This is a genomic window from Enterobacter cloacae complex sp. 382A5 (assembly GCF_050031095.1).
Lineage (GTDB): Bacteria > Pseudomonadota > Gammaproteobacteria > Enterobacterales > Enterobacteriaceae > Enterobacter > Enterobacter cloacae.
The window spans coordinates 1,053,783-1,076,857 of the sequence record NZ_JBLGVK010000001.1 but is presented as its reverse complement, the minus strand read 5'-3'; the positions used below and the strand labels follow the sequence as shown (position 1 = coordinate 1,076,857).

General features: G+C 54.9%; 23 protein-coding genes and 1 other RNA gene. 12 read left to right on the top strand and 12 right to left on the bottom strand.

What is annotated here, in order from left to right; genetic code table 11:
- Positions 1–26 precede the first annotated feature (26 nt).
- Complete coding sequence (gene acrR / locus ACQG2G_RS05085; RefSeq protein ID WP_348596084.1) at positions 27–680, bottom strand: multidrug efflux transporter transcriptional repressor AcrR; 654 nt, start codon at positions 678–680, stop codon at positions 27–29.
- A 141-nt stretch (positions 681–821) separates the two neighbouring features.
- Here acrR and acrA point away from each other — a divergent pair, with 141 nt between their 5' ends.
- The 6 genes from acrA to ACQG2G_RS05055 all read left to right on the top strand — a co-directional run bounded on the left by acrA (position 822) and on the right by ACQG2G_RS05055 (position 7,661).
- Positions 822–2,015 carry a multidrug efflux RND transporter periplasmic adaptor subunit AcrA gene (gene acrA, locus ACQG2G_RS05080; protein ID WP_023620093.1) on the top strand — a complete coding sequence of 398 codons (1,194 nt, stop codon included), beginning with the start codon at positions 822–824 and terminating at the stop codon, positions 2,013–2,015.
- A 22-nt stretch (positions 2,016–2,037) separates the two neighbouring features.
- Positions 2,038–5,184 (top strand): multidrug efflux RND transporter permease subunit AcrB, encoded by a 3,147-nt coding sequence (gene acrB / locus ACQG2G_RS05075; RefSeq protein WP_013095890.1) that lies wholly within the window; start codon positions 2,038–2,040, stop codon positions 5,182–5,184.
- 512 nt (positions 5,185–5,696) lie between these two features.
- A complete protein-coding gene (tomB, locus tag ACQG2G_RS05070; RefSeq protein WP_008499288.1) occupies positions 5,697–6,071 on the top strand; it encodes an Hha toxicity modulator TomB in 375 nt (124 codons plus the stop codon).
- 27 nt (positions 6,072–6,098) lie between these two features.
- The gene (locus ACQG2G_RS05065; protein WP_013095889.1) at positions 6,099–6,317 is read left to right on the top strand and encodes an HHA domain-containing protein; all 219 of its coding nucleotides are present in this window, start codon (positions 6,099–6,101) and stop codon (positions 6,315–6,317) included.
- Positions 6,318–6,526: 209 nt separating this feature from the next.
- Positions 6,527–7,078, top strand: a complete 552-nt coding sequence (maa, locus tag ACQG2G_RS05060; protein ID WP_348596082.1) for a maltose O-acetyltransferase — start codon at positions 6,527–6,529, stop codon at positions 7,076–7,078.
- Between the two features lie 115 nt (positions 7,079–7,193).
- The gene (locus ACQG2G_RS05055; RefSeq protein WP_013095887.1) at positions 7,194–7,661 is read left to right on the top strand and encodes a YlaC family protein; all 468 of its coding nucleotides are present in this window, start codon (positions 7,194–7,196) and stop codon (positions 7,659–7,661) included.
- On the opposite strand, the gene ACQG2G_RS05050 is transcribed toward ACQG2G_RS05055, so the two are convergent.
- A complete protein-coding gene (locus tag ACQG2G_RS05050) occupies positions 7,633–9,093 on the bottom strand; it encodes a PLP-dependent aminotransferase family protein (protein ID WP_348596080.1) in 1,461 nt (486 codons plus the stop codon). The two genes, ACQG2G_RS05055 and ACQG2G_RS05050, sit on opposite strands and share 29 nt — an antisense overlap.
- 101 nt (positions 9,094–9,194) lie before the next feature.
- Between ACQG2G_RS05050 and ACQG2G_RS05045 the strand changes: the two genes are divergently transcribed.
- Positions 9,195–9,905 (top strand): GNAT family N-acetyltransferase, encoded by a 711-nt coding sequence (locus ACQG2G_RS05045; protein WP_023620096.1) that lies wholly within the window; start codon positions 9,195–9,197, stop codon positions 9,903–9,905.
- Here ACQG2G_RS05045 and ykgO read toward each other — a convergent pair.
- Together ykgO and ACQG2G_RS05035 are read right to left on the bottom strand one after the other, a co-directional pair.
- A complete protein-coding gene (gene ykgO / locus ACQG2G_RS05040) occupies positions 9,902–10,042 on the bottom strand; it encodes a type B 50S ribosomal protein L36 (RefSeq protein ID WP_003859006.1) in 141 nt (46 codons plus the stop codon). The two genes, ACQG2G_RS05045 and ykgO, sit on opposite strands and share 4 nt — an antisense overlap.
- 2 nt (positions 10,043–10,044) lie before the next feature.
- Positions 10,045–10,305 carry a type B 50S ribosomal protein L31 gene (locus tag ACQG2G_RS05035; RefSeq protein WP_006176933.1) on the bottom strand — a complete coding sequence of 87 codons (261 nt, stop codon included), beginning with the start codon at positions 10,303–10,305 and terminating at the stop codon, positions 10,045–10,047.
- Positions 10,306–10,536: 231 nt separating this feature from the next.
- Here ACQG2G_RS05035 and ACQG2G_RS05030 point away from each other — a divergent pair, with 231 nt between their 5' ends.
- Entirely contained in the window at positions 10,537–12,114 is a 1,578-nt protein-coding gene (locus ACQG2G_RS05030; RefSeq protein WP_348596078.1) for an EAL domain-containing protein, read from the top strand.
- On the opposite strand, the gene ACQG2G_RS05025 is transcribed toward ACQG2G_RS05030, so the two are convergent.
- Positions 12,095–12,370 carry a metal/formaldehyde-sensitive transcriptional repressor gene (locus ACQG2G_RS05025; RefSeq protein WP_348596076.1) on the bottom strand — a complete coding sequence of 92 codons (276 nt, stop codon included), beginning with the start codon at positions 12,368–12,370 and terminating at the stop codon, positions 12,095–12,097. The genes ACQG2G_RS05030 and ACQG2G_RS05025 overlap by 20 nt on opposite strands.
- A 134-nt stretch (positions 12,371–12,504) precedes the next feature.
- Between ACQG2G_RS05025 and ACQG2G_RS05020 the strand changes: the two genes are divergently transcribed.
- Positions 12,505–13,332 carry a nickel/cobalt efflux protein RcnA gene (locus ACQG2G_RS05020; protein ID WP_348596074.1) on the top strand — a complete coding sequence of 276 codons (828 nt, stop codon included), beginning with the start codon at positions 12,505–12,507 and terminating at the stop codon, positions 13,330–13,332.
- 33 nt (positions 13,333–13,365) lie between these two features.
- Here the strand turns inward: ACQG2G_RS05020 and ACQG2G_RS05015 are convergent, their stop codons facing one another.
- The 3 genes from ACQG2G_RS05015 to ACQG2G_RS05005 form a co-directional block, all read right to left on the bottom strand.
- Complete coding sequence (locus tag ACQG2G_RS05015) at positions 13,366–16,458, bottom strand: beta-galactosidase (protein WP_348596072.1); 3,093 nt, start codon at positions 16,456–16,458, stop codon at positions 13,366–13,368.
- Between the two features lie 103 nt (positions 16,459–16,561).
- A complete protein-coding gene (locus ACQG2G_RS05010) occupies positions 16,562–17,632 on the bottom strand; it encodes a LacI family DNA-binding transcriptional regulator (protein ID WP_057071120.1) in 1,071 nt (356 codons plus the stop codon).
- Between the two features lie 77 nt (positions 17,633–17,709).
- Entirely contained in the window at positions 17,710–18,321 is a 612-nt protein-coding gene (locus ACQG2G_RS05005) for a YczE/YyaS/YitT family protein (RefSeq protein ID WP_248766798.1), read from the bottom strand.
- 85 nt (positions 18,322–18,406) lie between these two features.
- Between ACQG2G_RS05005 and ACQG2G_RS05000 the strand changes: the two genes are divergently transcribed.
- On the top strand, positions 18,407–19,828 hold the full coding sequence (locus ACQG2G_RS05000; protein WP_348596070.1) for a PLP-dependent aminotransferase family protein: 1,422 nt from the start codon (positions 18,407–18,409) through the stop codon (positions 19,826–19,828).
- Between the two features lie 78 nt (positions 19,829–19,906).
- On the opposite strand, the gene ACQG2G_RS04995 is transcribed toward ACQG2G_RS05000, so the two are convergent.
- The 3 genes from ACQG2G_RS04995 to ffs all read right to left on the bottom strand — a co-directional run bounded on the left by ACQG2G_RS04995 (position 19,907) and on the right by ffs (position 20,732).
- Positions 19,907–20,122, bottom strand: coding sequence for a hypothetical protein (locus tag ACQG2G_RS04995; RefSeq protein ID WP_013095877.1), 216 nt, complete (start codon positions 20,120–20,122; stop codon positions 19,907–19,909).
- On the bottom strand, positions 20,119–20,370 hold the full coding sequence (locus tag ACQG2G_RS04990; protein WP_262789422.1) for a hypothetical protein: 252 nt from the start codon (positions 20,368–20,370) through the stop codon (positions 20,119–20,121). The genes ACQG2G_RS04995 and ACQG2G_RS04990 overlap by 4 nt, the downstream gene beginning before the upstream one ends.
- Before the next feature lie 265 nt (positions 20,371–20,635).
- Positions 20,636–20,732, bottom strand: an RNA gene (gene ffs, locus ACQG2G_RS04985) — signal recognition particle sRNA small type.
- A gap of 169 nt (positions 20,733–20,901) precedes the next feature.
- On the opposite strand from ffs, the gene ACQG2G_RS04980 reads away from it, so the two are divergent.
- Positions 20,902–21,213 (top strand): MGMT family protein, encoded by a 312-nt coding sequence (locus tag ACQG2G_RS04980; protein ID WP_013095875.1) that lies wholly within the window; start codon positions 20,902–20,904, stop codon positions 21,211–21,213.
- Positions 21,214–21,242: 29 nt separating this feature from the next.
- Here the strand turns inward: ACQG2G_RS04980 and ACQG2G_RS04975 are convergent, their stop codons facing one another.
- On the bottom strand, positions 21,243–21,770 hold the full coding sequence (locus ACQG2G_RS04975; protein WP_013095874.1) for a YbaY family lipoprotein: 528 nt from the start codon (positions 21,768–21,770) through the stop codon (positions 21,243–21,245).
- A gap of 203 nt (positions 21,771–21,973) precedes the next feature.
- On the opposite strand from ACQG2G_RS04975, the gene tesB reads away from it, so the two are divergent.
- Positions 21,974–22,834 (top strand): acyl-CoA thioesterase II, encoded by an 861-nt coding sequence (tesB, locus tag ACQG2G_RS04970; RefSeq protein WP_040021540.1) that lies wholly within the window; start codon positions 21,974–21,976, stop codon positions 22,832–22,834.
- The last annotated feature ends 241 nt before the right edge of the window (positions 22,835–23,075 follow it).

Here is a 23,075-nt window from a genome sequence, read left to right as displayed (position 1 = left end):
CCTCTGAGATAAATCCTGGAAATGGCTCAGGCAGTGAGCGAAGGCGCGTCGCTGCGCAGCGTCGGGCAGAGCTGTAGCATTTCCAGTAAAATCGCCACGTAGCTGCGGGCCTCCGCTTTTAAGTCAAAGGATTGCGGGGCGAAAAGCCAGTTTTCCATCAGGCCCGAAATGTAGCTGCGCATCAGAATAGCCGCCCGGCGGGTCAGGAGATTGGCCGGTAGCAGTTTAGCCTGCATGCACTGGTTCAGGTTCTGTTCAATGCGGTCATAGCTTTCCAGGCTAAGGCTGCGCTGCGCCTGCTGCACAACAGCCATCTCTCCCACAAACTCACATTTATGGAAAATAATGTCCATCATTAACCGACGGCGCTCTTCAACTACCGTCGCTTCAAGGATATATACTAATATTTCTCTTAATACTGAGAGTGGATCGTCAGGGAATTTTGCCCGATACTCACTCTCGAGATCGCTAATGCTGGACTCTGAAAGCTCCCAGATTTCACTGAACAGATCTGACTTGTCTTTAAAATGCCAGTAAATCGCTCCCCGCGTAACGCCAGCGGCCTGAGCAATCTGTGCCAGCGAGGTTGACGAAACACCTTGCTGAGAAAATAAGCGGATTGCCACATCCAGAATGTGTTGTCGGGTTTCAAGCGCTTGTTGTTTGGTTTTTCGTGCCATAAGTGGGTGAATTTACAGGCGTCAGATTTACATACATTTGTGAATGTATGTACCATAGCATGACGATAATATAAACGCAGCAATGGGTTTTTGGACTCAGGACCATTGATCAATTTGAAATCGGACACTCGAGGTTTACATATGAACAAAAACAGAGGGTTAACGCCTCTGGCGGTCGTTCTGATGCTCTCAGGCAGCTTAGCGCTTACAGGATGTGACGACAAACAGGCTCAACAAGGAGCGCAGCAGATGCCAGAAGTTGGCGTTGTGACGCTCAAATCCGAACCTCTTCAGATCACCACCGAATTGCCTGGCCGCACAAGTGCTTATCGCATTGCAGAAGTTCGTCCTCAGGTGAGCGGCATTATCCTGAAACGTAACTTTACCGAAGGCGGCGATGTGCAAGCCGGTGAGTCTCTGTATCAGATTGATCCCGCAACGTATCAGGCGTCGTATGAAAGCGCGAAAGGCGACCTGGCGAAAGCGGAAGCGGCGGCCAAAATCTCTCAGCTGACGTTGAATCGTTACAAAAAACTGCTCGGTACGCAGTACATCAGCCAACAGGACTACGACACAGCCCTGGCGGATGCACAGCAGGCTAACGCGGCCGTTGTGGCAGCAAAAGCGGCTGTCGAAACCGCGCGCATCAACCTGGCCTATACCAAAGTGACCTCCCCTATCAGCGGTCGTATTGGTAAATCCTCCGTGACCGAAGGGGCACTGGTGCAAAACGGTCAGGCCACAGCGATGGCAACCGTGCAGCAGCTTGATCCGATCTACGTTGACGTGACGCAGTCCAGCAACGATTTCCTGCGACTGAAACAAGAGCTGGCAAACGGCACCCTGAAGCAGGAGAACGGTAAAGCCAAAGTGGAGCTGGTCACTAACGACGGCATCAAATATCCACAGGCGGGTACGCTGGAATTCTCTGATGTGACGGTCGACCAGACCACCGGTTCCATCACCTTACGTGCGATCTTCCCGAACCCTGACCACACCCTGTTGCCAGGTATGTTCGTTCGCGCACGTCTGGAAGAAGGGACTAACCCAACCGCACTTCTGGTTCCACAGCAGGGTGTGACCCGTACGCCACGCGGCGATGCGAGCGCACTGGTTGTTGGCGCTGGTGACAAAGTCGAAATGCGCAATATCACTGCTACGCAGGCGATTGGCGATAAATGGCTGGTGACGGACGGTCTGAAAGATGGCGATCGCGTGATTGTTACTGGTTTGCAAAAAGTTCGTCCTGGCGCGCAGGTTAAAGCACAGGAAGTGAAGTCTGACGATAAACAACAAGCTTCGGCCGCTGGCCAGTCAGAACAAACCAAGTCTTAACTTAAATAGGAGCCGTTAAGACATGCCTAATTTCTTTATCGATCGCCCCATATTCGCATGGGTGATCGCCATTATTATCATGCTGGCCGGGGGACTTGCGATCCTGAAGCTGCCTGTTGCGCAATATCCGACCATTGCGCCACCGGCGGTGACGATCTCCGCAACCTACCCGGGGGCGGATGCGAAAACGGTGCAGGATACCGTTACGCAGGTTATCGAACAGAACATGAACGGTATCGATAACCTGATGTACATGTCCTCAAACAGTGACTCCACCGGTACGGTTCAGATCACCCTGACCTTCGAGTCTGGTACTGATGCTGACATCGCGCAGGTTCAGGTGCAGAACAAACTGCAGCTGGCGATGCCGCTGCTGCCGCAGGAAGTACAACAGCAGGGTGTGAGCGTCGAGAAATCGTCCAGTAGCTTCCTGATGGTTGTTGGCGTTATCAACACCAACGGCACCATGACGCAGGAGGATATTTCCGACTACGTGGGCGCCAACATGAAGGACGCCATCAGCCGTACTTCAGGTGTGGGTGACGTTCAGCTGTTTGGTTCCCAGTACGCGATGCGTATCTGGATGGACCCGAACAAACTGAACAACTTCCAGCTGACGCCGGTTGACGTCATCAACGCCATTAAAGCGCAGAACGCCCAGGTTGCAGCCGGTCAGTTAGGCGGTACGCCGCCGGTGAAAGGCCAGCAGCTTAACGCGTCCATCATCGCGCAAACCCGTCTGACCTCCGCCGATGAATTCAGCAAAATTCTGCTGAAAGTGAATCAGGACGGTTCGCAGGTTCGCCTGCGTGACGTGGCAAAAGTGGAGCTGGGTGGCGAAAACTACGACATCATTGCGAAGTTTAACGGCAAACCGGCTTCTGGTCTGGGTATCAAACTGGCGACCGGTGCTAACGCCCTGGACACCGCAACGGCTATCCGTGCAGAACTGAAGAAGATGGAACCGTTCTTCCCGTCAGGTCTGAAGATCGTTTATCCGTATGACACCACGCCGTTCGTTAAAATTTCGATTCACGAAGTGGTTAAAACCCTGGTAGAAGCGATCATCCTGGTCTTCCTGGTGATGTATCTGTTCCTGCAGAACTTCCGCGCGACGCTGATTCCAACCATCGCCGTACCGGTCGTCTTGCTCGGAACCTTCGCCATACTGGCAATATTTGGCTACTCGATAAACACCCTGACGATGTTCGGGATGGTGCTCGCCATCGGCTTGCTGGTGGATGACGCCATCGTGGTGGTAGAAAACGTCGAGCGCGTCATGGCGGAAGAAGGTCTGCCGCCGAAGGAAGCAACCCGTAAATCCATGGGCCAGATCCAGGGCGCGCTGGTCGGTATCGCGATGGTGCTGTCCGCCGTATTTATTCCGATGGCCTTCTTCGGGGGCTCTACCGGTGCGATTTACCGTCAGTTCTCCATCACCATCGTTTCTGCGATGGCGCTGTCGGTGCTGGTGGCGTTGATCCTGACGCCTGCGCTGTGTGCAACCATGCTGAAACCGATTCAGAAAGGCGGTCACGGCGAGCACAAAGGGTTCTTCGGCTGGTTTAACCGCATGTTTGATAAGAGCACGCACCACTATACCGACAGCGTGGGGAACATTCTGCGCAGCACCGGTCGTTATCTGCTGCTCTATATCATCATCGTGGTGGGCATGGCCTATCTGTTCGTTCGTCTGCCAAGCTCGTTCCTGCCAGATGAAGACCAGGGCGTATTCCTGACGATGGCGCAGCTTCCGGCGGGTGCATCGCAAGAACGTACCCAGAAAGTGCTGGATGAAGTGACGGATTACTACCTCACCAAAGAAAAAGCGAACGTTGAATCCGTGTTTGCGGTTAACGGCTTTGGCTTTGCGGGTCGTGGCCAGAACACCGGTATCGCCTTCGTTTCACTGAAAGACTGGTCTGAACGTCCGGGCGAAGAGAACAAGGTTGAAGCGATCACCGGCCGTGCAATGGGCACCTTCTCGCAGATTAAAGATGCGATGGTCTTCGCCTTTAACCTGCCAGCGATCGTTGAACTGGGTACGGCGACCGGTTTCGACTTCCAGCTGATTGACCAGGGCGGTCTGGGCCACGAGAAACTGACTCAGGCGCGTAACCAGCTGTTTGGCGAAGTGGCTAAACACCCTGACCTGCTGGTCGGCGTGCGTCCTAACGGCCTGGAAGATACGCCGCAGTACAAGATCGACATCGACCAGGAGAAAGCGCAGGCGCTGGGTGTATCCATCAGCGACATCAATACCACACTGGGCGCAGCCTGGGGCGGTAGCTACGTTAACGACTTCATCGACCGCGGCCGTGTGAAGAAAGTGTACGTGATGTCTGAAGCGCAATACCGTATGTTGCCGAACGATATCAACAACTGGTACGTTCGCGGCAGCGATGGCCAGATGGTGCCGTTCTCAGCCTTCTCGACGTCGCGCTGGGAATACGGTTCACCGCGTCTGGAACGTTATAACGGGCTGCCATCCATGGAAATTCTGGGTCAGGCCGCGCCGGGTCGAAGCACCGGTGAAGCCATGAACCTGATGGAAGAGTTGGCCAGCAAGCTGCCTGCGGGTATTGGCTATGACTGGACCGGTATGTCCTATCAGGAACGTCTGTCCGGTAACCAGGCCCCTGCCCTGTACGCCATTTCACTGATTGTGGTGTTCCTGTGTCTGGCGGCACTGTATGAGAGCTGGTCAATTCCGTTCTCCGTTATGCTGGTGGTGCCATTGGGGGTTATCGGTGCGCTGCTGGCCGCAACGTTCCGTGGGCTGACCAACGACGTGTACTTCCAGGTAGGCCTGCTGACAACCATTGGCTTGTCGGCGAAGAACGCGATACTTATCGTCGAATTCGCCAAAGATCTGATGGAGAAAGAAGGTAAAGGCCTGATCGAAGCCACGCTTGAAGCTGTTCGTATGCGTCTGCGTCCTATTCTGATGACCTCACTGGCATTTATCCTCGGGGTACTGCCGCTGGTTATCAGCTCTGGTGCGGGTTCCGGCGCACAGAACGCGGTAGGTACCGGGGTAATGGGCGGTATGATCACCGCGACCGTACTGGCTATCTTCTTCGTACCGGTGTTCTTTGTGGTGGTTCGCCGCCGCTTCAGCCGGAAGAATGAAGATATTGAACACAGTCATTCGGTAGAACCTCACTGATACCGGTTTCACATGATAAAAAGGCCGCATTAGCGGCCTTTTTCATTTCTGTAAAAAATCATAAAATACGCTTATTGTCGTTTTATTTATTTTATGCCATGTTTAAAAGGCATATCATAATTAGCAGAAAACTTAATGGGCGAACTCAGGATTGTTTTAATTCCATTTCGCCGCTTAACTTATTAGGAATATTCCTAATAACAAGTCCATACAAAGAAAATTCTGAATCCGGACTTTTTCCGCGTGTTTACGCTAAATCAATGAAACGTAAGGAAGCGAAAAAAAACCAGCGTTAATTTGGATAAAAGTGTTCATCTTAGGATGTACTATTGCGTAAACGCTCGCAGACTCTGATTTTAATTGTAATTTTTCGTAATAGCGCGGTGAAATCCTGATCAGAGTGGCTTATAGTTAGAGTGAACAGGAGCACAGCACCCGCAGAGCTAAGTAGGTTGTATCCATCCCGACAATGACGTTCGGTGAGTAAGAAATCACTCAGAAGGGGATGCGCTATGGACGAGTACTCGCCAAAAAGGCATGATATCGCGCAGTTGAAATTTCTCTGCGAATCCTTGTACCATGACTGCCTTGCCAATCTTGATGAAAGTAATCATGGCTGGGTGAACGATCCAACATCGGCCATCAATTTGCAATTGAATGAGTTGATAGAGCATATCGCGACCTTCGCACTTAATTATAAAATTAAGTACAATGAAGATAATAAACTGATTGAGCAAATTGACGAATACCTGGATGACACCTTTATGTTGTTCAGCAGCTACGGCATTAACGCGCAGGATTTGCAGAAATGGCGTAAATCTGGAAACCGGCTATTCCGCTGTTTCGTCAACGTGAGCAGAGCTAACCCTGTTAGCCTTTCCTGTTAAAATTATTACAATGACTAAGGTGAATTTATGTCTGATAAACCACTCACAAAAACCGATTATTTGATGCGCTTACGACGTTGCCAGTCAATTGACACACTCGAACGCGTGATTGAAAAAAATAAATACGAGCTTTCTGATAATGAACTGACCGTATTTTATTCAGCCGCTGACCATCGTCTTGCCGAGCTGACCATGAATAAACTGTATGACAAAATCCCGCCTTCCGTGTGGAAATTTGTCCGTTAGTTGTTGAAGTGTGTCTGTAGAGGTTCTACGCCACTCTCTTAGTTGTTTATACCTTTCGAATTACGATCCCGGTGTTAAAGCCAGGTCTCCGTGTAAAACGTGATCATTAGCAACAATGTTGTGACTTTAGTCACACGCGCTTTTCGGGAACGTTCCCTTCCTGGCTTATCCCGATTACCCTGCGGTAATCGAACCCAGAGAGGCATCCTATGAGCGTAGAAAAACAGAAAATGATTGCGGGTGAACATTACCGTCCTGGTGATGAAACATTACGGGCCGACCGACTGCGTGCCCGCCATCTGGTTCACCGCTATAACCACTCCGCCCCCGATGAGAAAACAGAACGCCAGAAGATTCTGGCGGAACTGCTGGGGCAAAGTGAAGGGGCTTATATTGAGCCAACTTTCCGTTGTGACTATGGCTATAACATTTTCCTGGGCAAAGAATTTTACGCTAACTTCGACTGCGTGATGCTCGATGTCTGCCCTATTCATATTGGTGATAACTGTATGCTCGCGCCTGGCGTGCATATTTATACGGCCACCCACCCGCTGGATGCCGAAGAACGCAACAGCGGAGTGGAATACGGTAAACCCGTGCGCATTGGCAATAATGTCTGGATCGGCGGACGGGCGGTGATTAACCCGGGCGTCACGGTGGGGGATAATGTGGTGATTGCCTCCGGCGCTGTGGTGACAAAAGATGTCCCGGCCAATGCCGTCGTCGGGGGTAATCCGGCGAAAATTATCAAAATGCTGTGAGGATGTGGGGAGTCAACTGTTATGGTCTTTCAGCGCATAACTGTTACTTTTTTCAGTCAAATGGCTCCCCTAAAATAGGCAGATCCCCTGTATTCAACAATCATGAAGGCAAAAAATGACCGAAATACAGCGCCTGCTTACCGCCACCATCGACGATCTCAACATCCGCGAAAAGCGCGATAATCGCCCGCGCTTTAGCATTAGCTTTATTCGCAAACATCCAGGCCTGTTTGTCGCAATGTATGCCGCCTGGCTGGCAACGCTGATTGTCATGCTGAAATCCGAAACGCTGGTGGACTCCGTCTGGCTGCTTGTGGTGCTGTTTGTGGTATTTAACGCGTTTTTCTTTTTTGACGTGCATCCGCGCTATCGTTATGAAGATATCGACGTGCTCGATTTCCGGGTCTGCTATAACGGCGAGTGGTACAACACCCGTTTTGTCCCGCCGGAGCTGATCGACAGCATTCTGCACTCCCCTGCAGTAGAAACCGAACAAAAAGAGAAACTGCAAAAAATGGTCTCAACCAAAGGCCAGCTCTCTTTCTATGATGTCTTTACCCTTTCCCGCCCTGCTGTTGCGTGATGAGTATCTGTATGCGTCGGATAGCCGACGCATACAGTGAAGCGGATGTGTTCCCGTAGCCTAATACCAGACCGCTCTGCCCCTGTTTTGTATCAAGGTAATACCCGCTCAATGCCGCTGGAGCCAGCTGATACGCCCTGGCCTGTTCCACCAGTTGCCTGTCGTCGATTCCGTCAATCGCCACCGTCAGATGCATGCCCCCTTCCCCCGCCAGAATCCGGTGTGGTACATGAAGCTCCGCATTCAGAGCCTCACGTAGCTGCCGGTAGCGTTTACGATAGAGACGACGCATGGCTGCCAAATGGCGGGCATAGTGACCCTCTTCAATGAACAGCGCCAGGGTACGCTGCTCGGCGCGATGCCCACCGCGCAATAACGAACCGATGGCCGGGCGTGCCACTTTCGCCAGCGCCCGGGGGAAAACCATAAACCCCATTCTGAGCGACGGGAATAACGTTTTGCTGAATGTTCCCAGATAAACAACGGGCGCATGGTTAATCATTCCCAGCATCGCCGGTACCGGCTCACCGCTATAACGAAACTCGCTGTCGTAATCATCCTCGATAATCCAGGCGTTATGTTGTCGCGCCACATCCAGTAACGCCAGACGCCGCCGCGCGCTGAGGACACTTCCGTACGGAAACTGATGTGAAGGTGAAGTAAAAATAAGCGAAGGGGACGGCGCATCTGTTCCTTCCCAGCACATGCCCTCTCCATCAACCGGTATTCCCGTTATGGCTAAACCCGCTTTCACAAAGGCGCTTTTTGCGCCGGCATAGCCGGGATCTTCCACCCAGGCAACATCGCCCGGCTCACTCAATAGCAGGGTGCAGAGGTTCACACCTTCCAGTGCGCCTTCGGTGATCACAATCTGGCTGGCGTCGCAGTCAATCCCGCGGGAAAGCGCAAGGTGGCGGGCAATGGCCGCCCGCAAAGCAGGTTCCCCGGCGGGATCGCCGTAGCCCAACAGGGTACTTCCCTCCTCCCGCAACACGCGATCGTACAGGCGCCGCCAGAGCGGCAAGGAAAAATAGTTGATGGCCGGTGTCCCCGGCGTAAAGGCCAGAACCGGCGTGCTACGTGGTACAGGGGCAGGCAGTGCGCTAACCCGCCCGGCAAGCGCAACCGCAGGTGCCGGTAAATCCTGCGCGAGCTGACGGGCCGCCAGCGGTGCCACCCGCGTTCCCTGGCGGCTACGCAACAGATACCCTTCGAGCGTGAGCTGTTCCAGTGCCCCATTAACGGTGTTTCGGGAAAGGGAGAGATGCCCGGCCAGCGTTCTGGAACCAGACAGGCGACTACCGGACTGTAACCTGCCGGACAATATGTACTCCCGCAATGAAAGATAAAGCGTGCGCTGCAGCGTCTCTTGTCCGCGTTTTTTCAGCGCCGTATTCAGCAAGGTATACAGTTCATCGCCAGGAATATTCATCGCCCCTCCTCGTGGTACCACCAAAACATAGCCTGTTGGTCCTTTTTAAGGAACCACTTCTTCACTAGTCTGGAACTCTTTACAACGTCACGGAGATGAAGATGAATACTTTCAATCAGTTTGGGCAGCCGGTGGGCGAAGCGCTAATCGACTGGCAGCCCCGTCAGCACCCTTCCCGGGTGGTCCTTCAGGGCCGCTACTGCTGGCTTGAGCCGCTGCAGGTGGAGCATGCCGGTGCGCTGTTTGCCGCTTATTCGCTCGCCGGGGATACCCGAAGCTGGACATGGCTTCTGCGTGAACCCGATGCCACGGCAGGTGAATTTGCCGCATGGGTGGCAAGCGTGAGTGAATTATCAGACCCGATACACTTTACCGTCTTCGATAATCAGACCCGCTCCCCGGTGGGAACCCTGGCCCTGATGCGTATCGACCCCAAAAATGGCGTTGTGGAGGTGGGACACGTTCATTTTTCCCCGCTGTTGAGCCGCACGCCGATGTCTACCGAAGCGCAGTTTCTGCTGATGCAATACGTGTTCGATACCCTGGGCTACCGGCGTTATGAGTGGAAGTGCAACAGCCTGAATGAGCCTTCCCGCAAGGCTGCGCTGCGTCTGGGCTTTTTGTTTGAGGGGCGTTTTCGCCAGGCGCTGGTCACTAAAGGCCATAACCGGGATACGGACTGGTTTTCGATTATCGACAAAGAGTGGCCAGCGCTGGCGAGCGCCTTTGAAAGCTGGCTTGCCACCGACAATTTTACTGCCGATGGCAAACAGAAAAGATCCCTGGAAAGCTGGCGTGAAACGGGCGTCTAGCGTCTTTTTTTACGTCCCTGCACCGCTTTAAAGCGCGGGTTTGATTTGCAAATCACATACAGGCGTCCCTTACGTTTGACTATCTGGCAATCCGGGTGACGCTGTTTCGCACTCCGCAACGAGTTAAGTACCTGCATGATCACCCCCGCTTCGCATTAAGAAAGCCGCCAAAACGTTTACGGAAGCGCGCCGCGCTGCCATCCGTCGAGAAGGTTTTCTGTTTGCCGGTATAAAACGGATGCGATTTTGAAGAGACCTCGATGGTGATGTAAGGATAGGTTTCACCGTCGAGTTCAATTTCGCGGTCAGTCTTGATGGTTGAACCAACTTTAAAGTATTCATTGGCGCTGGTGTCGTGAAACACCACGGTGCGATAGGCTGGATGGATATTGGGTTTCATCGTGAATCACTCATGTTTTGTTATAACATAACAAAATAATATCCAGGCTCTGCGGTAAAAACAACCCCCGAGAGTGCATCACATTTCCGACGATATTTTTTGATTTCACTGCTGCGGAACGAAAACCATGACGCTCACGTGCTATAACTATATCATTTCGCGGTAAAAACTTTCTCCTCTGGCAAGCGTCTCAGTGCCCTGGAATGGGCATATGAGGAAGGACACGGCAGCATGAAAACCCGACATCTGGTCAGCCTGGTGACTGGCATACTGATCTTTTCTGTGCTGATACCGATTTGCCTCAGTATCTGGCTGGCGCATCGCCATGCGGAAGAAAAATTTGTCGATGCGCTGGACAGCTATGCCTCACGCGTGCTGTTGCGTACGGACAGGGTTGTTGGGCAGGCCAAGGAAGCGCTCACGCAACTGCAGACCTTTAAAGGCCCTCCCTGTAGCCATCTGCATTTACGGGAAATGCGCCGGATCGCCTTCTCGTGGCTCTATGTTCAGGAAGTGATCTACACCGATAACCTTAAACCGCTGTGCTCGTCGCTGGAACAGGTCAGCAAAGCGACCGCGTTCCCGCCGCCCATGCGCATTACGGAAGATGGCTATAGCGCGTGGCTTACGAGGCCAAACGAACTCGGTTTCAACCGCAACATGGCCGTGCTGGGGCAAGGACATTATCTGGTACTGGTCGATCCCGCCTCGCTGGTGGATGTGATCCCCTTCGCCGATATTTCTATCGATGCCGCCCTGGTAGCGAACGCAACGCATCTCGTATTCTCCAGCAGCAGCAAACTGGATCCGCACATCCGCGACATGATTAAAGATCAGGAGATGGTCAGTGTTGAGTACAACGGTGCAATGTACGTCATGAAGCCCGTACCGGAGCTGGGAATAAACGTTGTTGCATGGGCTGCGCTGAAACCGCTGGCGGAAACCTGGCACCGGCAGCTCCTTTTCTGGCTGCCGTTTGGCATGCTGATAAGCCTGCTTGCCGCCCTGTTTGTTCTGCGGATATTGCGTCGCATCCAGTCACCGCGTAACCGCCTGCTTGATGCCATCAATAACCGCGAATTCGAGGTTCACTACCAGCCTATTGTGGCGCTCTGTAGCGGGAAAATAGTGGGCGCAGAGGCGCTAACGCGTTGGCCTCAGCCTGACGGGAGTAGCCTGTCGCCTGACAGTTTCGTCCCGCTGGCGGAACAAACGGGGCTTATCTCGCGCCTCACGCATCTGGTGATCGAAAAAGTGTTCGAGGATATGGGCAACTGGCTGCATCTCCATGCCGATCAGCATATCTCCGTCAACCTCGCGCCTGCAGATTTAACCTCCGGCAAGCTGCCGCCGCTCCTGAGCCAGCTACTCAATAAATGGCAAGTCCGCCCGGAACAGATAGCGCTTGAATTAACCGAACGCGGCTTTGCCGATCCCAAAATCAGCGCACCGGCCATCGCCGCTTTTCGCCGTTCGGGCCACGCCATTTACATCGATGATTTTGGCACGGGCTATTCCAGCCTGAGCTATCTGCAGGATCTGGACGTCGACACGCTGAAAATTGATAAGTCGTTCGTGGATGCGCTGGAGTACAAAAACGTAACGCCACACATTATAGAAATGGCGAAATCACTGAAGCTGGCGATGGTTGCTGAGGGCGTGGAAACCGCAGGGCAGCTCGCCTGGCTGCACCGTCACGGCGTGCAATACGGGCAAGGCTGGTACTACAGTAAGGCGCTGCCAAAAGCGGAATTTATGGCATGGGCAGAAAATAACCTTAACGCCCCTTCTACTTCAGATAAGATTTGATCACCTGTAAAACCACGCCAAGATCGGCCTCACGCTGATCTTCCTCAGGCTCTTTGACGACGTGATCGGTTAAATGGCCTTCGATCAGCTGCAGCATCATGCCATTCACCGCACCGCGGATCGCGGCCAGCTGCTGTAATACCTCGGCACACTCATGCTCGTCGTTACTGAGCATTTTTTCCAGCGCGGTGCTCTGTCCCTGAATTTTCTTCAGGCGAGTCAATAACATCTTCTTGTGACGAACCGTATGTGACATCTCTGCATCCTTCTTCTTCTGGCGGGTAAAGCATAACACGCCCTACTCCCCCTGAGTATTTTTCTACTGGGGGGTAGTATTCAACTACTGGGGGGGAGTACTATCTGCGCACCTTTTCCAGTGCGGATTTTGTAATGAACGATTTTGCTTCTCTTCTGCAACAGGGCAACGCATGGCTATTCATTCCCAGCGCGATCCTGCTCGGTGCCCTGCATGGTCTTGAGCCGGGCCACTCTAAAACAATGATGGCAGCCTTTATTGTGGCGATCCGTGGCACGCTGAAACAGGCGGTATTATTGGGGCTGGCGGCCACGCTTTCCCATACCGCGGTGGTCTGGATCATTGCCATGGCGGGATTATGGTTTGGTCGCGGCTGGGATGCGCAAACCTCAGAACCCTGGTTCCAGCTTATCTCTGGGGTATTGATCGTTTTGATCGCGCTGTGGATGGCGTGGCGTACCTGGAAGGAGAATCAGCCGCACGATCATCATCACCTCCATGACCATGACCATGACCATGACCATGACCATGACCACCATCATGATCATCACCACCATGAACATCAACTGGTTGCAGAGGAGTGGCAAGACGCCCACCAGCGCGCCCATGCGCAGGATATCAATCGTCGTTTTAACGGACAAAACGTCACCACCGGGCAAATTGCGATGTTTGGGCTGACCGGCGGGTTGATCCCCTGCCCGGCGTCAATCACCGTCCTGCTGATCTGCCTGCAGCTCAAGCACTTTGCCCTGGGCGCCACGCTGGTATTTAGCTTCAGTATTGGTCTGGCGTTAACGCTGGTGGCATCGGGCGCGATTGCCGCGTTAAGCCTTAAACATGCCACAAAACGCTGGCCGGGGTTCAGCGAGTTTTCTCGCAAAGCACCGTGGTTCTCTGCGGCACTGATTATCCTGGTGGGGGGTTACATGATCCTGCACGGGTTAGGCGGTATCCTGGCCTGAACCAGGCGGCCAACGCGTGGCCGCCACCGAAGGTCAGTTGAGGTTCTGACGCCAGCTAAAGCGATAGCGAAGCTGGCGATTTTGCAGGATAAATTCCGGCGAGACGCTGGGGCTCCAGGAGTCATCTCCACCCACGCCCATATGGAACGCATCAAGATTGAGCCAATACCCCGGCTCGTCACGCAGCAGATGGTGATGGGTTGTCTCACGCAGCTGTTGCTGGCTGTAGCGGCTCACAGAGAAATGGAACTGCCCGTTCAACTGATGCGTCCCCAGCACCAGTTCACGGGTATCGCACCGCAAGCCGTTTTCCGTCGGGAAGATGTACGGCGTATGCATTGCCTGCAGCGGCAACGTCCAGCGTCCCTGCTGTGCTGCCAGCTTTCTGTCCGGGTAGTTTTCATGCGGCCCCAGCCCCAGCCAGTGAACGGCTTCCGGCGGCCGGGCAAGATGCATGCTCAGGCCAATACGCGCAGGCTCCGGAATATCAGACGCAACCTCTACTTCAACCTCACCGTGCAGCACACCCTGATCGTCCACCCGCCAGGCTTTACGGCTCAGGAACAGCGCTTTGCCGAGATGTTCCCAGGCATGCAGCGTCGTGACTACCGCCTCGCGGGCATGCTGCTCTCCTTCACAACGCAGCAACCGCGGGGTAATGTCGTACATCCCCGCCGCCTTCCAGCGCTCCACCCATGCATTTGGATCGATACGCGTGGCCTCGCTGACCCCGATATCATTGTCCAGCGGCGCGCGGGTAAAGTTATCCGTCAGCGGCGAGAGCAGCGTTTCAACGCCATTGTTCAGCCACTGCGTCAGGTGTCCTGAGGTACGGTCAACTATCCATCGCTGCTGCTGGTGCGTCAGGGTCAGCATCTCATCGGTTTGCGTCAGTACCGGCGGCACCCCCACCGGTGCGGGCGGGGCGATAAACAACGGTTCCGGGAGTGGCCACTGATCCCACGCGCAGCGATGGTTTTCCGGTGACCACGGCGTTGCCTTCAGCTGGTACACCTCTACATTCAGCCAGACCTCGCCCGGCTCTGCCGTCAGCGCGGGCAGCGAGATGTCCAGACGCTGAGTCTTCTGAGGCGCGATGGAGAGCGTAACCTCCCCCTTAGCCAGCACCGTTCCGTCACGGGTCACCGACCATCTGAGCACCTCGTTATCCGTATGACGGAACAGGTAATCGCTTTGCACGTCCACCACCAGCGGAGAAGTGCTTACCCGCGTAAAGGTAAAGAACTGCTGGGCGCGCTGAGCCTCATACAGTGCCGGGTGCGGCGTGCGATCGGGGAATACCAGCCCGTTAAGGCAGAACTGTCGGTCATTGGGTGTATCACCAAAATCGCCGCCGTAGGCCCAGAACGGGGTGCCATTTTCATCTTTCTTCGTCAGCGCCTGGTCGACCCAGTCCCAGACAAATCCTCCCTGCAGACGCGGATGGCTACGAAACGCCTGCCAGTATCTGGCGAAGCCGCCAAAGCTGTTGCCCATTGCGTGGGCGTATTCGCAGAGGATCAGCGGTCGGGTTTCATCCGGCAACCCGATCCATTTTTTAATGGACCATTTCGGCACCGCCGGGAACGGCTGATCCTGATCAACACGGGCATACATCGGACAAATGATATCGGTCGCCGCCGTGTTCGCCCCACCGCCTTCATATTGAACCGGGCGCGTCGGATCGGTGGTTTTTAGCCAGCGATACAGCGCGTCGTGATTTGCACCGTGGCCAGACTCATTGCCCAGCGACCAGATGATAATGGACGGATGATTACGATCGCGTTGCACCATGCGGGTCACGCGCTCGCTCATGGCGGGCAGCCAGCGGGGATCGTCAGCGAGACGACTCATCGGCACCATGCCGTGGGTTTCGATATTGGCCTCGTCAACCACATACAGGCCGTAGCGATCGCAAAGCCGGTACCACAGAGGATGGTTCGGGTAGTGCGAGCAGCGCACGGCGTTGAAGTTGTGTTGCTTCATGATTTCGATATCGCGACGCATCGTCGCTTCGTCCATCACCTGGCCGTATTCCGGGTGATGTTCATGCCGGTTGACCCCGCGGATCAGCAGTGGCTTGCCGTTGAGCTTCAGCAGGCCATTGCTGATTTCAACGCGGCGGAAGCCCACATCACAGGCTTCAATCTCCAGCACCTCACCCTGCGGGTCCAGCAGTGCGATCGTCAGCCGATAAAGCGCTGGGGTCTCAGCATTCCATAAGGCGGGTGACGCAACCGGGATCGCCACCGTCAACCGCTCGGCCCAGTTGCCGCGTTCATCCACAATGGCCGAGCCTGGCTGCCGGGTGGCGCTGGCACAGCGTTCACCGTTGCGCCAGAGCGTTATTGCCACCTCGCACTCCGTAAAGTGAGCGCCCGCCAGGGCGACATCCACCTTCAGCACGGCGCGATCCAGCTCCGCATTGAGGTCGGTGACCACCTGATAATCCGCGATGTACGTCTCCGGCTTATGCAGCAGCGACACATCGCGGAAAATCCCGCTCATGCGCCACATGTCCTGATCTTCCAGATAGCTTCCGTCGCACCAGCGCAAAACCATCACGGCCAGACGGTTCTGACCAGCACGCAACACGTCCGAGAGATCGAATTCGGCCGGCAGACGGCTGTCCTGGGAATACCCCACCCACTGACCGTTGCACCAGAGATGAAACGCCGAGTTCACGCCATCAAAGATAATGCGGGTTTGCCCGCCCTCGAGCCACGCGTCCTCCACCTCAAATGTGAGCGAGTAACAACCGACCGGATTCTCTGCCGGAACAAAGGGCGGATTGACGGGAATGGGATAGGTGACGTTGGTGTAAACAGGTGTATCAAACCCCTGCATCTGCCAGTTTGACGGCACCGGCATCGCAACGGCATCCGGGCAATCTTCGCCTGTCCATGCCTGCGGAACCTGCTCAGGTGCAGAAAAGAAGCTAAATCGCCACTCCCCATTCAGGGAACGTCGGCTGATGGATGCCGCGTCCTCTCTGGCGGCGTGTTCATTACGCCAGCTATGAAATGGCGCATGCGCCGCCAGCCGGTTCCACTGGGTGACGCCGGGATTTTCCCAGTCCCGACGGGCCAGAAGTGCGCTGAGAGTCAGTGAGACAGTATTGGACATGTTTTCCTCTTTGCGAAGCGCTCACAATTTTACTCAACATGCCCTGGCAAACTGCCGCGGTAAAGCGTGGGATCGCCGTGTAGCGAGTCAGATCACAAAAGTGTTACTGGCGAGCAAGTTGCTCTGCCAGCAGGGCCAGGCTTCTCAGCTGCTGCGCAAGATCCTCACGATCGGCCTGCTGCGGGGTGCGACGAGCACTGGATTGTCGGCTAATCAACGTGACGGGCAACTGAACCTGCCAGCAGGCTTCATGGCGGGCGGGAGCCAGCAGCCACTCCACACTTTGTTCACCTGCCTCGCGAAATGCCTGACGGATGGTGGTAAGCGGAGGTGAAAACCAGGCGCTGTCGGCGGTATCGTCAAACCCCACTATCGATATCTGGCCCGGGATCGTCACCCCTTTTTCCGCGCAGGCCCGCATCACCCCCAGCGCCATTTGATCGTTAGCCACCAGAATGGCATCCGGTAACGTTGCAGCAGACAACAGCGCATGCCCCTTCTCATAACCGCAGGCTGCGCTCCAGTCGCCGTAGGCCACCGCCGCCGCCTCAAGGCCGGCTTCCTCCAGCGCGGCTTTCCATGCCGCCAGACGGGCACGAGCGGAAACAGAGCTTTCCGGCCCGCTCAGCAATGCAATACGCTGATGCCCGAGCGACAGCAAATGTTCAACGCCCAGACGAGCACCCTGTTCAGCATTGAACACCAGGCTGTTGACCGCTGCCGACGGAGAGACATCCAGAAACAGCACCGGCACGGGCGACGCCAGTGCCTTGAGTTGTTCGGCGTGGGGATCGTCAAGCGGCACGTTCACCAGCAGGGCTTCCACACGCTGCGCCAGAAGTTCCTGAAGCGCGGCCTGGCACTGTTGCGGATGTTCCACCATTGAGATCAGTACGCTCGCCCCCTTTTCTACCGCCCGGGATTTAACCGCAGAGACAATTTGCGAAGGCGCATGCAGCGCCAGATCGGTAGTGATCAGTCCCAGCGTACGGGTGCGCTTACCCGCCAACTGCTGCGCGCCACGGTTAGGAACATAGTGCAGCTCCGCCATGGCCTGCTGCACCTTTTCCCGTGTCCGGGCAGAAACATGCTCCGCGTCGTTGATCACACGGGAAACGGTTTGATAAGACACCCCCGCAAGGAGGGCAACATCATAGAGGGTAATGGCTTTCATGCGTTCCGGCTTGGTGTTAACAGAGCCGTCTATTGTGGCACAGCGCGGCCATTAATACCTGTGAGCGCTTCGCAAAATTAAACAACCCGCTCTGTCTGAGGAACGTTATCCGTACGCGGCTTCTGACGGAACCACGGCAAACAGAGCTGGATAAGCGGGCCGATGGTCAGGGCATACAGTACCGTCCCGACGCCAAACGTTCCGCCAAGGACGCAGCCAATCAGCAGAACACTCACTTCAATTGAGGTTCGAACGCTGCGGATTGACCACCCCAGCCGGGCGTGAATGCCGGTCATCAGTCCATCGCGTGGGCCCGCCCCGAACCCGGCACCGATATACATACCGGTTGCTATCGCGTTCAGCACAATGCCCCCAACCAGCAGAGCAATCCGAATGGGGAGAAAATCCAGCTCGGGGATAAGGGCCATCGAGGCATCCGCCGCCAGGCCAATACAGACTACGTTACTGAGCGTTCCCAGCCCAGGCATCTGACGCAGCGGGATCCACAGCAGCAGCACCGCGGCACCGGTCAAAATAATCACCGTACCGATGGTCATCCCCAGCTGTAATCCCACCCCAAGGTGAAACACATCCCATGGGTCAACCCCCAGATCCGAACGAATAAACATCGCGGTTGAAAGCCCGTACAGGCCTAAACCAACGTACAGTTGCAGCAGACGACGTACCATTTTAGCTTCTCCAGTGAACCAGGCTTTCATCTTGTTCGAAAATGGCACTATGATTAATGTCCAGTTTTCAAATAGTGGACTGCATATGTCATCACGCCGTTTCGGAAGTCAGTCGCTGGTTCGCCTTTTGGGCCACTGGCAACAAACCCCGTCCCGAACCCCACTCTGGCGACAGCTGGCCGACGCGTTGCGCCTGCTGATCCTCGACGGCAGGCTGGCGTTGAGCACGCGCCTGCCCGGTGAACGTGAACTGGCCACGGCGTTAGATGTAAGCCGGACGACCATCAGCAGCGCGCTGGCCCATCTGCGAGAAGAAGGGTATCTGGAGAGCCGCCACGGCAGCGGTTCACGCGTGATCCTGCCCGATACCCGTGCCATACCGACGCTTTCAGCGGCAAGCGCAGCGCTGGATCTCTCCACTGCCGCCCTGAATGCCGGGCCAGAGATCCACCAGGCTTACACCTGGGCGCTCACCGCGATCACCCAGCACCTCGCGCTGACCGGTTACGATCAGCTCGGCCTGGCGGCTCTGCGCGACGCCATTGCCGCTCGCTATACCGCACGCGGGCTGCCGACCCGCGCAGACGAAGTGATGGTGGTTAATGGTGCCGTCAGCGGGTTTGCGCTGGTACTGCGGATGATGGCCGGCCCGGGCGATCGCGTCGTGGTCGATCATCCCACCTATCCGCTGGCGATTGCTGCCATCCAGGGGGCATCGTGTCGGCCGGTGGGCGTGTCGCTGCCGGAAAGCGGCTGGGATACGGATGGCTTTGCCGCCACGCTGGCGCAGACGGCACCGCGCCTGGCGTACCTGATGCCGGATTTTCACAATCCAACAGGGCGATGCATGGATATCGCCACCCGTCAGGCAATAACCGACATTGCCGCTCGCACCCGTACCACGCTGGTGGTCGATGAAACGATGGTCGATCTCTGGTTTGAAGCACCGCCCCCGCCGCCGCTGGCGTCGTTTAACCAGCAGGCTACGGTGATCACCCTGGGTTCGGCGGGAAAAAGTTACTGGGGTGGGCTGCGCCTCGGCTGGATCCGCGCCTCGTCGCGCACCATTGCCACACTTGCCCAGACGCGGGATACGCTGGATTTAGGCTCGCCGCTGCTGGAACAGCTGGCCACGCTGTGGCTCATCAACAATAGCGAGACATTTCTGCCTGCGCGCCGGAAAATACTGAAGGAGCGACGCGACCGCTGCGGTGAACTGCTGCGCGAACATTTTCCCCAGTGGCGGTTTCAGGAGGCGGAAGGCGGGCTATCCTACTGGATTGAGCTGCCGGGCATGCTGGCGACACAGCTCGCCGCACGTGCAGAAATGCTGGGGATTAATCTGGGAACCGGCACACGCTTTGGTTTATCGGGTGCGTTTGACCGCTACTTACGCATGCCCTTCTCGCTTGAGTCGGCAGAGCTTGAGCAGGCGTTGCTACGAATCAAACCGGTTTGGCTCGCATTAAATAAAACCGCGCCGTCGGTAAAACGCAGTCTTGTTTAATATAAAAGTTTGAAGTGGATCATAAAATAAAAACTGCTGACTGTCATACGGCAGTCAGCAGTTTTCACCAGTCAGGAATCAGTGCTGAGGAGGAATAGGAAAACCTTTCAGTGAAATAACAAAACTTTCACCGTCTTTCTTTATTTTTGCGCCGGTATCACACCAGTCAGACGCAATACGAAAGAACTCATCACTTCCTACATTCCAGCCAAGACGGACATGCTTTACGTAGCCTGAACGCAACAGATCGCAGGCTTCTTTGTAGTCACTGGCGGTCGATAGTTGTTGTTTCATTTTCTCTTCTTCAGAAGTTTACGTAGAGCTTTGATTTCTTTAGGAGTAAAAGGCGTTACATTCTCTTCTTCCGTATGCTGATTATCAATATCCTCTTCCGATACTCCCACCTCGTCTGCGGCTTCAAATGCCAGCAGCAGCAACTTCTCTGTGGTCACGCTTAAGTTCTCGTTATTCACTTCCGCATAGTGGCGAAGTCTTTCTTTTAGCGCTTCGTCAATCTTAACGTTTAATACCGCAGTAGCCATGATTGTCACTTCCCTTCGGAATAAGTGCTTTATTTAATACACGATGTTAACAATGTAATCCAGATATATATTTTTAACTTATGACAGAAAAAAGACGCCCAGAAATAAAATGACAGTCTATTATTACAGGTTTATGACAGTAATATTTCAGCGCGATGAAATATATATTACATCACGAATTAAACCTTGTTAATTCTGTGGAATAGCCATGCCGGAAGGAAGTAAAAAACGGGGAGATGTTGCCAGAAGCACAAATGGGTGGGGGCCCTGCCAGCTACATCCCGGCACACACGTCGTCTGCCCTGGCTGCTTCCTTCCGGACCTGACCTGGTGAACAGAGTAGCGTTGCGGGAGAACCAACAGAGCCCCCATTGTGAGCGTTGTTACCCAACGCGCTGGCGCATTATCCCTGTGCTAACGGTCAATTGCAAGCTGCCAGCAACCGGATGGTGGTTTCTTGCGCAAACAGGCACAGCAATCGGCGCAATCTTCGTTTAACATGGCACTTCACTCATCCCCACAGGTGTACTGATGGACGAACACGACTCCTTTCCACAGCGAGTGTGGCAAATTGTGGCCTCCATTCCGGAGGGCTACGTGACAACCTATGGTGACGTCGCACGTCTTGCTGGCTCCCCCCGCGCGGCGCGTCAGGTGGGTGGCGTGCTAAAACGGCTTCCTGAAGGCAGTACATTGCCCTGGCATCGGGTTGTGAATCGTCATGGTGCCATCTCGCTCACCGGGCCGGATTTGCAGCGCCAGAGGCAGGCATTACTTTCAGAAGGGGTACAGGTGTCCGGGTCAGGGCAGATTGATTTGCAGAAGTATCGCTGGGTGTATTGAGCCCCTCCCCCGAAGGAGAGGGGAACACATTACAGCTGAGTCGGTGGGGTAGGTACAGACGGTTGGTTCGTCTGTGGCGCAATCGGCACTTCGGTTTGCTGCACCGGCACCAGGTTCAGGTCGATTTTCGTCCCACCGTTGTTGATGGCTTCCTGAACCGTATCGGTAATAAACACCAGCTTACCGTTGATGGTTACCGCAGCGCTCAGAAGGATACGGGCGTTCGGCTGTACGTCTGCCGGGTTATACGGCAGCACGAAGCTAAACGGTGCCTGCTTACCTTCGGTACGAACAGCACGCTGGGCCACCACTTTCGACGGCGCGTCGGCCAGAGAAGCATCAGACAGCGTGACCGTTAATACCGCATCCGGTGGTAAAGCGACTCGCTGTTTGATCCAGATAGTACCGGAAACATTAGGTTGCTGAATGGATTGCTGTGAGAGTGTATTAATCCCATTTGGATCTGCTGCTGGCACCGGCACCTGGGCGCTCTTACCTGCACAGGCGGACAACGCCACCGCAATAGCTACACCACTTAGCATGGGCACGAGTTTCATTGAAGTCTCCTTATCATCAATGCACCAGCGGGATCGATCCCATCCGATGTCGTTTCAAACACATATCGTATTCAAGTGTGGCACAGATCACTGATTAATGCCTAAATTCTCCCTGATATTCAGATAATTCTACCCGTCGGACCACTTTCATTTCTGCGTTATACTCTGCCTATCTTTCGCCACGGCGTTTATTGAGGACAACTATGAGTCAGGCACTGAGCAATCTGCTGACATTACTGAATCTGGAAAAAATTGAGGAAGGACTCTTTCGCGGACAGAGCGAAGATTTGGGCTTGCGTCAGGTCTTTGGCGGGCAGGTCGTCGGACAGGCACTGTACGCTGCCAAGGAGACCGTCCCGGCAGACCGTCTGGTGCACTCCTTTCACAGCTATTTTCTGCGTCCTGGCGATAGCGCAAAACCCATTGTGTACGATGTGGAAGTGCTGCGTGACGGCAACAGCTTTAGCGCGCGCCGCGTGGCGGCCATTCAGAATGGCAAGCCCATCTTTTACATGACCGCCTCTTTCCAGGCACCGGAACCGGGTTATGAGCACCAGAAAACGATGCCAGCGGCACCGTCGCCGGACGATCTCAAATCGGAGACCGATATCGCCCGCGCGCTGGCCCACTTACTGCCACCGCAGGTCAAAGAGAAGTTCCTTTGTGATAAACCTCTGGAGATCCGCCCGGTCGAATTCCATAACCCGATGAAGGGCCATACGGCCGAGCCGAAACGCCAGGTCTGGATCCGCGCCAACGGCACCGTACCAGAGGATTTCCGCGTGCATCAGTATCTGCTGGGCTATGCGTCAGATTTTAACTTCCTGCCGGTTGCACTGCAGCCGCACGGCGTGGGGTTCCTTGAAAAAGGGATGCAGGTTGCGACGATCGATCACTCGATGTGGTTCCATCGTCCATTTAACATGAATGACTGGCTACTCTACAGCGTGGAAAGCACCTCGGCGTCCAGCGCTCGCGGGTTTGTACGTGGAGAGTTTTATACGCAGGACGGCGTGCTGGTCGCCTCGACGGTGCAGGAAGGGGTGATGCGTAATCGCGGGTGATGATGCCCTCACCCTGGCCCTCTCCCACTGGGAGAGGGAATAAATACTAAAAACGGCAATCGGAGATTGCCGTTTTGCTTTTACCTTGTGTGGCCTGATGCCCTCACCCTGGCCCTCTCCCACCGGGAGAGGGAATAAACACTAAAAACGGCAATCAAGGATTGCCGTTTTGCTTTTGCCTTGTGCGGCCTGATGCCCTCACCCTGGCCCTCAGCCCACGGGGAGAGGGAATAAACACTAA

What these genes read in the sequence shown, in the direction of transcription:
- acrR (WP_348596084.1), bottom strand. Translation starts at nt 680, where the DNA reads ATGGCACGAAAAACCAAACAACAAGCGCTTGAAACCCGACAACACATT.
- acrA (WP_023620093.1), top strand. Translation starts at nt 822, where the DNA reads ATGAACAAAAACAGAGGGTTAACGCCTCTGGCGGTCGTTCTGATGCTC.
- acrB (WP_013095890.1), top strand. Translation starts at nt 2,038, where the DNA reads ATGCCTAATTTCTTTATCGATCGCCCCATATTCGCATGGGTGATCGCC.
- tomB (WP_008499288.1), top strand. Translation starts at nt 5,697, where the DNA reads ATGGACGAGTACTCGCCAAAAAGGCATGATATCGCGCAGTTGAAATTT.
- ACQG2G_RS05065 (WP_013095889.1), top strand. Translation starts at nt 6,099, where the DNA reads ATGTCTGATAAACCACTCACAAAAACCGATTATTTGATGCGCTTACGA.
- maa (WP_348596082.1), top strand. Translation starts at nt 6,527, where the DNA reads ATGAGCGTAGAAAAACAGAAAATGATTGCGGGTGAACATTACCGTCCT.
- ACQG2G_RS05055 (WP_013095887.1), top strand. Translation starts at nt 7,194, where the DNA reads ATGACCGAAATACAGCGCCTGCTTACCGCCACCATCGACGATCTCAAC.
- ACQG2G_RS05050 (WP_348596080.1), bottom strand. Translation starts at nt 9,093, where the DNA reads ATGAATATTCCTGGCGATGAACTGTATACCTTGCTGAATACGGCGCTG.
- ACQG2G_RS05045 (WP_023620096.1), top strand. Translation starts at nt 9,195, where the DNA reads ATGAATACTTTCAATCAGTTTGGGCAGCCGGTGGGCGAAGCGCTAATC.
- ykgO (WP_003859006.1), bottom strand. Translation starts at nt 10,042, where the DNA reads ATGCAGGTACTTAACTCGTTGCGGAGTGCGAAACAGCGTCACCCGGAT.
- ACQG2G_RS05035 (WP_006176933.1), bottom strand. Translation starts at nt 10,305, where the DNA reads ATGAAACCCAATATCCATCCAGCCTATCGCACCGTGGTGTTTCACGAC.
- ACQG2G_RS05030 (WP_348596078.1), top strand. Translation starts at nt 10,537, where the DNA reads ATGAAAACCCGACATCTGGTCAGCCTGGTGACTGGCATACTGATCTTT.
- ACQG2G_RS05025 (WP_348596076.1), bottom strand. Translation starts at nt 12,370, where the DNA reads ATGTCACATACGGTTCGTCACAAGAAGATGTTATTGACTCGCCTGAAG.
- ACQG2G_RS05020 (WP_348596074.1), top strand. Translation starts at nt 12,505, where the DNA reads ATGAACGATTTTGCTTCTCTTCTGCAACAGGGCAACGCATGGCTATTC.
- ACQG2G_RS05015 (WP_348596072.1), bottom strand. Translation starts at nt 16,458, where the DNA reads ATGTCCAATACTGTCTCACTGACTCTCAGCGCACTTCTGGCCCGTCGG.
- ACQG2G_RS05010 (WP_057071120.1), bottom strand. Translation starts at nt 17,632, where the DNA reads ATGAAAGCCATTACCCTCTATGATGTTGCCCTCCTTGCGGGGGTGTCT.
- ACQG2G_RS05005 (WP_248766798.1), bottom strand. Translation starts at nt 18,321, where the DNA reads ATGGTACGTCGTCTGCTGCAACTGTACGTTGGTTTAGGCCTGTACGGG.
- ACQG2G_RS05000 (WP_348596070.1), top strand. Translation starts at nt 18,407, where the DNA reads ATGTCATCACGCCGTTTCGGAAGTCAGTCGCTGGTTCGCCTTTTGGGC.
- ACQG2G_RS04995 (WP_013095877.1), bottom strand. Translation starts at nt 20,122, where the DNA reads ATGAAACAACAACTATCGACCGCCAGTGACTACAAAGAAGCCTGCGAT.
- ACQG2G_RS04990 (WP_262789422.1), bottom strand. Translation starts at nt 20,370, where the DNA reads ATGGCTACTGCGGTATTAAACGTTAAGATTGACGAAGCGCTAAAAGAA.
- ACQG2G_RS04980 (WP_013095875.1), top strand. Translation starts at nt 20,902, where the DNA reads ATGGACGAACACGACTCCTTTCCACAGCGAGTGTGGCAAATTGTGGCC.
- ACQG2G_RS04975 (WP_013095874.1), bottom strand. Translation starts at nt 21,770, where the DNA reads ATGAAACTCGTGCCCATGCTAAGTGGTGTAGCTATTGCGGTGGCGTTG.
- tesB (WP_040021540.1), top strand. Translation starts at nt 21,974, where the DNA reads ATGAGTCAGGCACTGAGCAATCTGCTGACATTACTGAATCTGGAAAAA.